The following is a 12,513-nucleotide window of genomic DNA, read 5'->3' as shown; positions in this document are numbered from 1 at the left end:
GGAACGCTTTGAGCTTTGTGTATGGCTTTTGCCAGTTGTAGTGAATCGCACGCCAGCCTGCGGATTGGCTTTTCGGCAGCATGCGATTTAGGCCAGAACATGCCCTAGGCTTATTACTATGCGCATTGCCAGATTTGTAGTTGATAGCGACCCAATGTACGGAGTCGTTGACGGAAACGATGTCCATGTTTTGGCTGGTGACCCTTTCTTCCAGGGCATCAAGACCACGGGTGCCACGCACCAATTAGACGATGTACGACTTGTTGCACCGATCATTCCACGGTCAAAAGTCATTGGATTTGGCCGGACCTACGGCGAGCATGCCAAAGAGCTCGGCAATGAGGTTCCTAGCGAACCGCTGATGTTCTTGAAGCCAAACACCTCGGTGGTTGGGCACGGCGACCCGGTGACGCTTCCTTCGTTCTCCGAGGAAGTTTCCTTCGAAGGCGAGCTGGCCGTGGTCATTGGTCGTATCTGCAAGGATGTCCCCGCCGAAAAGGCAGCGGACGTGATCTTCGGATATACCGTGGCCAATGACCTCACCGCTCGCGATGCCCAGCGCACCGACCCGCAATGGGCGCGCGCCAAGGGCTTTGATGGCGCTTGCCCGCTGGGACCCTGGATTGAAACGCAGCTGGAGAACCCGGATGACGTGGGAATCGTCAGCCGCGTAAATGGCGAAGTCCGCCAAGATGGATCGACCAGCGAGATGATCTGGTCGGTGAATGATCTGGTGGCTCGGGCATCCGAAGCCTTCACCTTGCTACCCGGAGACGTGATCCTCACCGGCACACCAGCAGGTGTTGGACTGGTCAATGAAGGCGACAGCGTCGAGATTGAAATTGAAGGTATCGGAACGCTGCGTAGCGTTTTCCGCCGCTAGGCCAAAGGGACCGGCCAAGGCTGGGTCAATCACAGCGTGTTGGTCTTCGCATCCTTATGTGATGCGAAGACCAACACGCTATTGTGCTTCTTGCCTTGCAACGAGACTAGAATGAAAACACCATGACTGATCTATCGCTGACTCCTACCGTGACCGACGAAACCCCGGTTCGCGTTCGTTTCTGCCCATCGCCTACGGGCACCCCACATGTTGGCCTGATCCGTACTGCCTTGTTCAACTGGGCTTACGCACGCCACACCGGGGGCAAGATGATTTTCCGTATCGAAGATACGGATGCGAAGCGCGACTCCGAAGAAAGCTACAACCAGCTGCTGGACGCCTTGGCGTGGCTGGGCATCGACTGGGATGAAGGCGTCAATGTCGGTGGCCCGCATGAGCCTTACCGCCAGTCCCAGCGCGGCGACATCTACCAGGACGTCATTGCGAAGCTTCGCGCTGCTGGGCACGTCTACGAGTCCTACTCCACCCCGGAAGAAGTCGAGGCACGCCACAAGGCGGCAGGCCGCGACCCAAAGCTGGGTTATGACAACTTTGACCGCGACCTGAGTGACGAGCAAATTGCCGCGTTCAAGGCCGAGGGGCGCGAACCGGTGCTGCGTATTCGCATGCCAGAAGAAGACCTCACCTTCACCGACTTGGTCCGTGGGGAAATCACGTTCAAGCCGGGCACCATTCCAGACTTCGTGGTGGTTCGGGCAAACGGCCAGCCGCTGTACACCCTGGTGAATCCCGTGGACGACGCCTTGATGGGCATTACTCACGTGCTGCGTGGCGAAGACCTGCTCTCGTCCACCCCGCGCCAGATCGTGCTCTACCGCGCCTTGATCGACATCAAGGTGGCTCAGTACATGCCGTTGTTCGGCCACCTGCCCTACGTGATGGGCCAGGGCAATAAGAAGCTCTCCAAGCGAGACCCAGAGTCGAGCCTGTTCCTGCACCGCGACCGCGGCTTCATTCCCGAAGGATTGCTGAACTACCTCTCACTCTTGGGCTGGTCGCTGAGCGCAGATGAAGACATCTTCAATCGTGAACAGCTAATCGAAGCCTTTGATGTCAAGGACGTGCTGTCCAATCCCGCACGTTTCGACCTGAAAAAGGCCGAAGCCATCAACGGCACCCACGTCCGCCTGCTGGCACCACAGGACTTCCGCGACCGGCTAGTTCCGTACCTGCAGGCTGCCGAGCTAGTTGGATCCGAACTGACCGCCCGTGAGAACGAAGTCCTTGATGCTGCCGCACCCTTGGTCCAGGAACGCATTGGGCTATTGGGTGAAGCCGCAGAGATGATGGAATTCCTCTTCAAGACTGATGACCAGATCGTGATTGACGACAAGGCTCTCAAAGGAATGCCAACGAACCTCGTGGAGGTCGTGGAAGCGAGCATTCAGGCATTGGAGGGTGTCCAGACCTGGAACGCCGAAGCAATTCAGGAAGCGTTGCGTGCGAAGCTGATTGACGAGCTCGAATTGAAGCCGCGTCAGGCTTTCGGTCCGGCACGTGTGGCTGTCTCAGGAAAGCGCGTTTCGCCACCGCTGTTCGAGTCAATGGAAATTCTGGGCCGGGAATCCAGCCTGAACCGTCTTCGCATGTTCGGGGAGTCCCGCTAGCAGGGCATAATCTGAAAAGAGTTAACTGAAGAACGCCTTCGATGTCCCTGTCCTGACGGGTGGACGTATCGAAGGCGTTCTCTTTGATATTGACGATACCTTGGAGTATTTGCACACGGCTTCCATCGAGGCATTCCTCGCGATGGTCGCCGACAAGCTTCAAGACGTCTCGTCCACCCTGCTCCGGGGTATGTCCGAGGACTTTTGTCGATGACAATGCTGGAGCATAAGAGAGACACATGTCCGGAAAACACACATTTTTGGGACAGCGCCAACAGTGCTTGACTTGATCCTTGGAACTCGCCGGGGAATGATACCCCGCGATGACGAGTTTCGCTTCTGGGCCGAGGGGTACGAGCCGTAGCAACGATTGAAGTTGGAAGTGGCGTGTCTTTCAGGATTATCGGTGGTGATTGGTTCGGATACCGCGGGAGCTCCGAAACCAGACCTGGCAGCATATATGGCAGGTTGCTCTGCATCGGCAACCTAGCCCGCTTGGACGCTGTACACCGGAGATAATCGCGTTAATGATGCGCTCGGCGCGAAGAACGCTGGACTCGCCGCGGTTTTGGCCGACCGTGCATTGGAGCGTGAGCCCCACTCCGGAGGCGCGGTGGCCGGACTTAGCAGAGCCCACCTCTCTGCTGCGAAGAATCCCCGTGACTCACGAAGGGCCCTGAGCGCGCATGATCAATTTGTCATGGCTCGGCTACGTGGGTATAGTTAATTCTCGTGCTGCGGCGTGCGATCCGAATCCCCTGGAGGTTTTTTGATCAAAGGCCCAAGTCACATTGGGATATGGTGTAATTGGCAACACAACGGTTTCTGGTTCCGTCATTCTAGGTTCGAGTCCTGGTATCCCAGCGCTTCACCAGAGTAATTTGGTGAGTTGAAGAGAAATCTTCAGCGTACGGCCCCATCGTATAGCGGCCTAGTACTCCGCCCTCTCACGGCGGCAACACGGGTTCGAATCCCGTTGGGGTCACAAAACCACGACACAGTCGTGGTTTTTTCCTTTAACCGGCCAATGCATTCGTGTGCTGATGGCAGAGTGCTCTCCATAAGGCATGATGGAGCTTATGGAGTCCACATCATTGCCGCAGGAGCCGACCGAACCGGCGAACCAGCTACCTGACGCCGGTGCCGTTCAGCTACTGGATCGCTTTGCCAAGCTCGAATCGTCATTAAATGATCTGAACTTTATCCTCTCCACCTCGCATTCGGCTCCCGGCGGCGAACAGCTGAGAGTGAAGGCTTTGCACCAGATCAATGATTATCTGGAGCCTCGTCTCAAGAACTTGAACGCCCCGCTGCTGGCTGTGGTTGGCGGATCAACCGGTGCCGGAAAATCTACGTTGGTGAACTCCCTGCTCGGCGACCAGATTAGCCGCTCCGGCGCCGTGCGGCCCACCACGCGAACTCCAGTACTTGCGGTGAACCCCGCAGATGAACCTTGGTTCGGAAACGAGCGGGTACTTCCTGAACTGACCCGGCTGAGTGGGGCAGGCTTCAGCGCAGGGCATGGGATGGATCGCCACGACGCGCTGCTTGTCGTGCCGCATCCGAACGTTCCACGCGGGCTGGCAATCCTCGATGCACCAGACATCGATTCGGTTTCCGACGACAATCGCGCCCTAGCCGGACAACTCTTGAATGCCGCAGACCTCTGGATCTTCGTCACCACGGCGAACCGTTATGCCGACGCTATTCCGTGGGAAGTACTAAGCGAAGCAGGTATCCGCGAAATCACCGTATGCGTGATTCTCAACCGTGTCCCGGCCGGCGCCGAAACGGATATCGTTCCAGATCTCGAACGGTTGCTTGCCGCAAAAAACCTGGACCCCAAACTACTCCATGTAATCAATGAAGTTCAGCTGGATGAACGAGCAATGATTCCTGGGGAACGAATCGAACCTTTTTCGGCTTGGCTGAATTCCCTGGCTGCTGACGCCACCGAACGCCAACGCATCGCTGAGCAAACGCTCGAAGGCGCTATCAGGAGATTGCACGAAGACCTCCACGCGCTCAGCGAAGAAGCCGAAGACCAGGACTCGCAGCTCAACGCCCTGGGGAAGGTCGCCACCGAACGGTTCGCTTTCGCCGTGGGCAAAACTACAGAGGCGTTGAACGACGGTTCGCTCCTTCGCGGCGAGATCCTCGCCAGATGGCAAGATTTTGTGGGAGCCGGCGAACTGCTGCGCGGCATTGAAGGCGTCATAGGCAGAATTCGAGATCGAGTCGGTTCCTTTTTCAGCGGGAAACCGGTGGCGACCCATCGAGTGGAAGAAGCAATAGAATCTGGGCTTCACACCGTATTGGTCAGCGAAATCACCAATGCCTTCCAAGACATTGATCGGAACTGGCGCAATACACCCATCGGGACACACCTTTTAGCATCGCTCCCGGCGGAACGCCCCGGCAAAGACCTTGAGGTCCGGGCCGCGGATAGCATCCGCGCGTGGCAGAAAGATGTCTTGGAAATGATCCGGAGCGAGGGGGCTGGCAAACGAAAAACCGCGAGGATTGCCGCCTTCGGCGTCAATGGGGTGGCGGTAGCGCTCATGGTTGTCGTCTTCGCTTCTACCGCCGGCATGACCGGGCTGGAACTAGGCATCGCCGGTGGCTCTGCCGTTGTCGGGCAGAAATTATTGGAAGCTATATTCGGTGAAGAAGCAGTTCGGCGTATGGCCACGCGCGCACGTACCATGTTGGAAGCCAGAACACGCGAACTCATGGACGAGAATCTGGCTGTCTATCAGGGAGAGATTGAAGCTAATCTTCAGCCGGTAATCGTGCAAGAACTACGCGAACAAGTCAACGGACTGCGCAGGGGAGGATTCAAGGCATGAGCGAGCGCAAGGTGAATCGTGCTCATTCGGGACTTAGCGAGCAAATTGACGCGGTGGTTTCGGCAATGCAAATTGCCGAGCCCTATCTTGAACCTGAAGTAGTTGATCACGCTGCGGTGGTCATCGAACGAGCGGAAGCCCGCCGCCAGCTGTCGGCAGACCACGTGGTCTTCGGGCTGTTCGGTGCGACAGGCAGCGGCAAATCATCGCTTTTCAACGCCCTTGTCGGTTCCGATATTGCGCAAACTGGCGTCATTCGGCCCACCACTACCAAGACGGTGGCCGCCATCTGGCAGCCGGAAGGCGCCGGTGAGCTGCTCGATTGGCTCGAAGTAAGCGAGCGTCATGTCCTTGATTCCCAGGTGCTCGGTGCGGAAGCGAAAAAATCACAGGACCAAGCCGGAGGACTGATCCTGCTTGACCTGCCGGATATGGATTCAACCTCCACCGAGCACCATCAGATCGCGTCGCGTCTAGCGGGGCAAGTTGATTACCTGGTATGGGTATTAGATCCCCAGAAATATGCCGACGCCTCGATCCATCATGGATACCTCAGCGAACTTTCAGGACAGCGCGGAAACCTCTTAGTGGTGCTCAACCAGATAGACACCATTGCGCCTAACGACCGGGCACCTGTGAGCGGTTCCTTGGCCGCGTTGCTTGAAAGCGAAGGGGTTGGACAGGTTCCCGTTATTCTGGCCTCAGCGCGTACCGGCGAAGGACTAGAGGGCATTCGTGGAAAGTTTGCTTCTGCACTGAAAACCAAGGTGCAGGCCACCCGGCGCTTACGCGCCGATGTTGACGAACTGCTGCGCACGCTTGAAGGTGAACTCGCCGTGCCCAAGGTCAGAATGCCAGGAGTGATGGAGCAATCCGAACTAGAACGCAATATCGCCAAAGCTCATGGAACGCACCGCATTGCCGATGCCGTGCAGACGTCATATAAGTTACGCGCCTCAACCAATACGGGCTGGCCAATCACCAGCTGGCTCACTCGACTGCGCAACGATCCGCTCAAGCGCATGAACCTTGGGCGTGGAATCGAAAAGCCAGAAATCACGTTGACGTCTCGCCCGGATCTTTCTGTGGCCGAAAATGCGGCGGTTGACCAATCGGTAGGGCGCTATCTTGGCGAAGCCACCGAAGATCTGTCGCCACGCTGGTCCCAATCATTGAAGGACGGCGTGCATGAGCAGAAGGAAGAACTAGCCAACGATATTGATATAGCCATTGCCAGCAGCACCTTGGGCGTTGAAAAGAAGTCCTGGTGGTGGCCGGTCACCAAGTTTGTCCAATGGCTTGGCATCATCGTGGCCCTGGCCGGCGCGTTATGGCTGGGCGGAATAGCGTTGGCCGCGTACTTCCAATTCGACCTGCCGCAGACGCCACGAGTCGAAGGGATCGCGATTCCCACGCTGATGGTTTTCACCGGGATACTTCTGGGCATAGTCCTCGGAATTCTTGGATCATTCGTCAATCGAATGGTCGCTAGACTGAAGCGTAGGAAAGCGCTTAAAAACCTCCAAAATTCAGTGTCGGGGGTCGTCCGTCGATATATCGTGGATCCCACTGCACACCACTTAGAGCAATACAACAGTTATGCAGCGTTGATTTCCAACGCGGCGAAGAAAGCCGAATAGCAACCTGTGACTAATCAACAGACTGACAATAGCCCGACCGTGGGCGACATTGGTGAACAAGGAATCTTGAACGAGATCCTGCCGCTCTTGGACGCCAAGGATGCGGGACTCGGGCCTGGAGATGATGCCGGAGCGCTCCGCGTTGCCGGGGGAGAAGTGGTCGTCTCCGTGGATACCATTGTCCAAGACCAAGATTTTCGTTTGGTTTGGCCCAGCGGACACGAACATGCGGCGTATGACATCGGCTGGAAGTCGATCGCTCAAAATGTTTCTGACATCAACGCCATGGGCGGCGTCCCTACAGGTGCCGTCATTTCACTTTCGATGCCAGCGGAGGTTTCGCTGTTTTGGGCCAAGGAATTCGCTCGTGGAATTGCTGCCGCGATTTCTTCGCTCGGGGCCGAGCGCTTGGCCGTTTTAGGCGGTGACCTCAGCCGTTCATCTGAGATTTCGGTGACTACCACCGTGTTGGGCGAGTGCGAATATGGAAAAGTCCTTCGCACGGGGGCTAAGCCAGGAGATCGGCTCGCCGTAGCTGGCCGGCTTGGCGCAGCTGGGGCAGGGCTAGCCTTGCTAGAGGGAAAGCATGAAGCAACGACCTGGAGCCGCGCGGTGCTTCGTCTTGCCGATGCCCAGTGCAAGCCAACCCCGCCCTTGGAATCTGGCCCGCGGGCTGCCCAAGCCGGCGCTCATGCCATGATGGATATTTCCGACGGGCTCGTCCGAGATGCTGGACGACTGGCCAAGGCGAGCCATGTCAGCATCGAGTTGGATAGTTCCGCTCTTGGAGTCTTTGCACATCGGCTGGAACCAGCGGCAAAGCTCTTGGACTTTGATCCTATGCATTGGGTACTGCACGGCGGTGAGGACTTCGGGCTGCTCGCTTGCTTCCCGGCAGGCGTTGAGATTCCAGAGGAATTCTCGGTGGTGGGCGAAGTGGTGCCTCTGACCGGCCGGCGTTCAAATGTTGTCCTCGATGGAAAGCAACTGGACTACCGAAGCGGCTTCGACCACTTCGGCTAAGCGCCCGCCGATTTATCCTTCTGATTGGATCCGCAGCAAGTCCGAAAGCTCGCGCGCGGCATTGACTATGGAATCGTGGTGGATCTTTCCCGGCTGGCGGGTCAGTCGTTCAATCGGGCCAGACATCGATAATGCCGCAATGACCCGACCCGATTGGCCGCGCACGGGAGCCGACACCGAGGCGACGCCTGGTTCGCGTTCGCCTAGCGATTGGGCCCACCCGCGGCGACGTACCCCGGCCAAGATGGTCGGGGTGAAGCGAGCATGTTGCAAGCCGCCGATCATGCGTTCGTTGTCTTCCCAGGCTAAGAGAACCTGCGCGGCGGAACCTGCCTTCATGGACAACTGCGTACCCACCGGAATGGTGTCGCGTAATCCCACAGGACGTTCTGCGCTGGCAATACACACACGGAATTCACCCTGCTTGCGGAATACCTGTGTGCTCTCACCGGTCAGGTCGCGCAACTTGGTCAATACCGGCCCCGCAGTGCTGACCAATCTGTCTTCACCGGCCGCGCTGGCGAGCTCGACAAGTCGCCCACCGAGCTCAAATCGGCCGTGCAAGTCGCGGCCCACCAGGCCATGGTGAACCAATGATTGGGCGATGCGGTGCACCGTTGGCCGGGAAATTCTAGTGATTTCGACCAGCTGCGAGAGGGACGTTGGCCCATTTTCCAATGCATTGAGAATGGCTGCTGCCTTATCCAGAACACCAACACCGCTACCTGTAGTCATGAAACCATTATCATGTCTCAGTATTTGAGATTCAAGTCCAGATACTGGAAATGGGGTTCTGTGAAGTGTCAAAGTAAAGGTATTGATAGTTCGTAGCTTGAGGAGTGTGTCGCATGTCCACCATGCAGTCGCCCCAGACCTTGGCAGAAAAGGTCTGGAACGCGCACGTAGTGCGCCAGGGAGAAGGGCAGGGCGAAGCCCGTCAGCCCGATTTGATCTACATTGACCTTCACCTGCTACACGAGGTCACCTCGCCGCAAGCCTTCGAAGGCCTGCGGTTGGCCGGGCGCAAGCTGCGCCGCCCAGATCTCACTATCGCCACCGAGGATCACAACACCCCGACCCTCGACATCGACAAGCCCATTGCGGATTTGACCAGCCGGACACAGATTTTCACCTTGCGCGATAACTGCAAGGAATTCGGTGTTCGCCTGCACTCCTTGGGTGACAAGGAACAGGGGATCGTGCACGTGGTTGGCCCGCAGCTGGGTCTGACGCAGCCGGGCATGACCGTGGTGTGCGGTGACTCCCACACCTCAACGCACGGCGCCTTCGGCGCATTGGCCTTCGGCATCGGCACATCCGAGGTTGAGCACGTGATGGCAACCCAGTCGTTGAGCCTGAAGCCATTCAAGACCATGTCCATCAATGTTGAAGGCACGCTCAAGCCCGGAGTGACCGCAAAGGACATTATCTTGGCTGTCATCGCCAAGATCGGCACCGGCGGCGGGCAGGGCTACGTGTTGGAATACCGCGGCTCCGCGATCCGTGCATTGTCCATGGACGCACGCATGACCATCTGCAACATGTCCATTGAGGCCGGTGCGCGCGCAGGAATGATTGCGCCGGACGAAACAACCTTCGAATATGTCAAGGGACGCCCGCATGCGCCGCAAGGTGCCGACTGGGATGCTGCCGTTGAATACTGGCAGACCCTGCAAAGCGATGAAGGCGCACGCTTCGACAATGAAGTGTTCCTGAACGCGGATGAACTGGAACCATTCGTCACCTGGGGCACCAACCCGGGTCAAGGCGTTTCACTTTCCTCCAGGGTTCCGGTACCTGAAGATTTTGAAGACGAAAACGATCGCAAGGCCTGCGAACGCGCACTCGAATACATGGGACTCATCGGTGGAACACCGATGAAGGAAATCCGTGTCGACACCGTATTCCTGGGTTCCTGCACCAATTCGCGGATGGAAGACCTGCGAGCCGCGGCCGAGATCATCAAGGGCCGTGAAAAGGACCCGCAGATCCGCATGATCGTGGTTCCCGGTTCGGCACGAGTTCGACTCGAAGCCGAAGCCGAAGGCCTCGACCAGGTCTTCAAGGACTTCGGTGCCGAATGGCGTTTTGCTGGCTGCTCCATGTGCTTGGGGATGAACCCGGATCAGTTGGCCGAGCAGGAGCGCTGCGCGTCCACTTCAAACCGAAACTTTGAAGGACGTCAAGGCAAGGGCGGACGCACCCACCTGGTATCCCCGCTGGTCGCCGCGGCCACCGCCGTCCGTGGCACGCTGGCTTCGCCCGCGGATCTCATTAACGCTCCGGTATCGGTCTAGGAAGGAACACCATCATGGAAAAAGTTATTACCCACACCGGGATTGGTGTCCCACTGCGTCAGAGCAACATCGACACCGACCAGATCATCCCGGCCGTCTACCTCAAGCGAATCACTCGCACGGGCTTTGAAGATGCGTTGTTTGCCGGCTGGCGCCGGGATGAAAATTTCATCCTGAATACCGAGCCGTACACCAATGGTTCGGTGCTGGTTGCCGGTCCGGACTTCGGCACCGGTTCATCCCGTGAACACGCGGTCTGGGCCTTGAAGGACTATGGCTTCAAAGCGGTGATCTCCTCACGTTTTGCCGATATCTTTCGCGGCAACTCGGGTAAGCAGGGCCTAGTTGCTGCCGAGGTCGCGCAGAGCGATATCGAACTGATCTGGAAGGAACTGGAGAACAATCCCGGTACCGAGGTCACCGTAAATTTGGAAGCACGCACCGTGCAGTGCGGTTCGATCCTGGCACCATTCCAGATCGATGACTACACGCGTTGGCGTCTGATGGAGGGCCTTGATGATATTGGCCTGACCCTGCAGCATGAGGAAGACATCACATCCTTCGAAGCTACTCGTCCAGCGTTCAAGCCGCAGACCTTACCTGCAAGAACTGCCGGCTAACAACGAATTTAAGCCTCGTCCGTACCCACTAGTAAGTGTCTGCGGGCGAGGCTTTTCTCGTTTTGCCGCAATTGCGAGCGGGTCCATCGATGGTCCAACCCTGAAAGCATGCTCACAATGTGTGCGCCACGGGCTAAACTGCCCAGAACTGCTCCCACGATGGCGGTATGCTTGCTAAGTCCTGCCTGTTTTGTTGGCCCACCGGTCCGGGCAGGAAAAACGACTACGCGATGAGGTTTATTCATACATGGGTAAGATTCTAACGGTCCATGGCGGTGTCCCCTTGAAGGGTACCGTTCGAGTAGGCGGCGCTAAGAACCTGGTCCCTAAGGCAATGGTTGCAGCCCTGCTCGGAAGCTCTCCCTCGGTACTACGCAACGTACCGGAAATCAAAGACGTCGCGGTAGTGCGTAGCCTTTTGGAGATCCATGGTGTCAAGGTTTCCCAGGATCCTGAAACAGGCGACCTGACCATGGATCCGGTCGCGGCGAAGAGTGCCTCGAATCAGGCGATTGACGCCCACGCAGGCGACTCGCGTATTCCAATTCTTTTCTGCGGCCCGCTCATCCATTCCCTAGGTGAAGCCTTCATTCCTGATCTGGGTGGCTGCCGTATTGGTGACCGGCCAATCGACTTCCACTTAGAGGTGCTGCGCGAATTCGGCGCGGTCGTGGACAAGGAAGCGGCAGGTATCCGCATTTCTGCACCCATGGGGCTGACCGGCGCCAAGCTTGAACTTCAATACCCAAGTGTTGGAACCACTGAGCAAGTCCTGCTCTCTGCGGTACGCGCCAAGGGCGTGACCGAAGTCAGCAACGCTGCTATCGAGCCTGAGATCTTGGATCTCATTTCTTTGCTGCAAAAAATGGGTGCCATCATTTCGGTTCACCGTGACCGTGTCATCCGTATCCAGGGCGTTGATGAACTGCGCGGCTATGACCACTACGCGTTGCCCGACCGCAATGAGGCAGCCTCATGGGCTTCGGCAGCGCTGGTCACCAAGGGTGACATTTTCGTAGAAGATGCTCAGCAGCGGGATCTGACCGCATTCCTTCATGTCTACCGCCAGATCGGTGGCGAGTTCGAGGTCGCCCACAACGGTATACGTTTCTTCCACCCAGGCGGCGAGCTAAATCCGTTGATCTTGGAGACCGACGTGCATCCAGGCTTCATGACGGACTGGCAGCAGCCGTTGGTTGTCGCGTTGACGCAGGCCAATGGCGTTTCGGTGATCCACGAAACCGTTTACGAAAACCGCTTCGGCTTCACTGACGCCTTGGTGCGCATGGGCGCTACGGTTCAGGTGCATACGGATTGCTTGGGATCCACCCCATGCCGCTTTGGGCAGCGGAACTTCAAGCACTCTGCAGTGGTGCTGGGCCCAGCGCAGCTCAAAGGTGCAAACATTGATGTCCCGGACCTCCGTGGCGGGTTCTCCCATATGATTGCCGCGCTTGCATCCGAAGGCACCAGCAAAGTTACCGGAATTGAAATCATCAACCGTGGCTACGAGCACTTCATGGAGAAGCTCACTGCCCTGGGCGCAAATGTTGAACTGAGCAACTAGGGGAAC

General features: G+C 57.4%; 9 protein-coding genes and 2 tRNA genes. 10 read left to right on the top strand and 1 reads right to left on the bottom strand.

Annotation, left to right across the window (positions count from 1 at the left end; genetic code table 11):
• Positions 1-118: 118 nt before the first annotated feature.
• From CQ019_RS06430 to thiL, 7 genes are all read left to right on the top strand, one after another.
• Positions 119-883, top strand: a complete 765-nt coding sequence (locus tag CQ019_RS06430; RefSeq protein WP_105569212.1) for a fumarylacetoacetate hydrolase family protein — start codon at positions 119-121, stop codon at positions 881-883.
• Between the two features lie 122 nt (positions 884-1,005).
• Positions 1,006-2,511 (top strand): glutamate--tRNA ligase, encoded by a 1,506-nt coding sequence (gltX, locus tag CQ019_RS06425; RefSeq protein WP_105569211.1) that lies wholly within the window; start codon positions 1,006-1,008, stop codon positions 2,509-2,511.
• 792 nt (positions 2,512-3,303) lie between these two features.
• Positions 3,304-3,375, top strand: a tRNA-Gln gene (locus CQ019_RS06420).
• Positions 3,376-3,423: 48 nt separating this feature from the next.
• Positions 3,424-3,496, top strand: a tRNA-Glu gene (locus CQ019_RS06415).
• 94 nt (positions 3,497-3,590) lie between these two features.
• Positions 3,591-5,360 carry a GTPase gene (locus CQ019_RS06410; RefSeq protein ID WP_105569210.1) on the top strand — a complete coding sequence of 590 codons (1,770 nt, stop codon included), beginning with the start codon at positions 3,591-3,593 and terminating at the stop codon, positions 5,358-5,360.
• A complete protein-coding gene (locus CQ019_RS06405) occupies positions 5,357-7,000 on the top strand; it encodes a GTPase (protein WP_105554569.1) in 1,644 nt (547 codons plus the stop codon). Before CQ019_RS06410 ends, CQ019_RS06405 begins: the two co-directional genes overlap by 4 nt.
• Positions 7,001-7,006: 6 nt before the next feature.
• Positions 7,007-8,023: a thiamine-phosphate kinase gene (gene thiL / locus CQ019_RS06400; protein WP_105569209.1), complete on the top strand. Its 1,017-nt coding sequence runs from the start codon at positions 7,007-7,009 to the stop codon at positions 8,021-8,023.
• A gap of 12 nt (positions 8,024-8,035) precedes the next feature.
• On the opposite strand, the gene CQ019_RS06395 is transcribed toward thiL, so the two are convergent.
• Positions 8,036-8,758, bottom strand: coding sequence for an IclR family transcriptional regulator (locus tag CQ019_RS06395; protein ID WP_096287226.1), 723 nt, complete (start codon positions 8,756-8,758; stop codon positions 8,036-8,038).
• Positions 8,759-8,880: 122 nt separating this feature from the next.
• Here CQ019_RS06395 and leuC point away from each other — a divergent pair, with 122 nt between their 5' ends.
• The 3 genes from leuC to murA all read left to right on the top strand — a co-directional run bounded on the left by leuC (position 8,881) and on the right by murA (position 12,507).
• A complete protein-coding gene (gene leuC / locus CQ019_RS06390; RefSeq protein ID WP_105569290.1) occupies positions 8,881-10,320 on the top strand; it encodes a 3-isopropylmalate dehydratase large subunit in 1,440 nt (479 codons plus the stop codon).
• 14 nt (positions 10,321-10,334) lie between these two features.
• Complete coding sequence (leuD, locus tag CQ019_RS06385) at positions 10,335-10,940, top strand: 3-isopropylmalate dehydratase small subunit (RefSeq protein WP_105569208.1); 606 nt, start codon at positions 10,335-10,337, stop codon at positions 10,938-10,940.
• A 247-nt stretch (positions 10,941-11,187) separates the two neighbouring features.
• Complete coding sequence (murA, locus tag CQ019_RS06380) at positions 11,188-12,507, top strand: UDP-N-acetylglucosamine 1-carboxyvinyltransferase (protein ID WP_105569207.1); 1,320 nt, start codon at positions 11,188-11,190, stop codon at positions 12,505-12,507.
• Positions 12,508-12,513 lie beyond the last annotated feature (6 nt).

The sequence above is a fragment of the Arthrobacter sp. MYb229 genome (assembly GCF_002975405.1).
In the GTDB taxonomy this organism is placed as follows: domain Bacteria; phylum Actinomycetota; class Actinomycetes; order Actinomycetales; family Micrococcaceae; genus Glutamicibacter.
The sequence above is the reverse complement of the archived record's forward strand: the minus strand, read 5'-3'. Positions and strand labels throughout refer to the sequence as shown.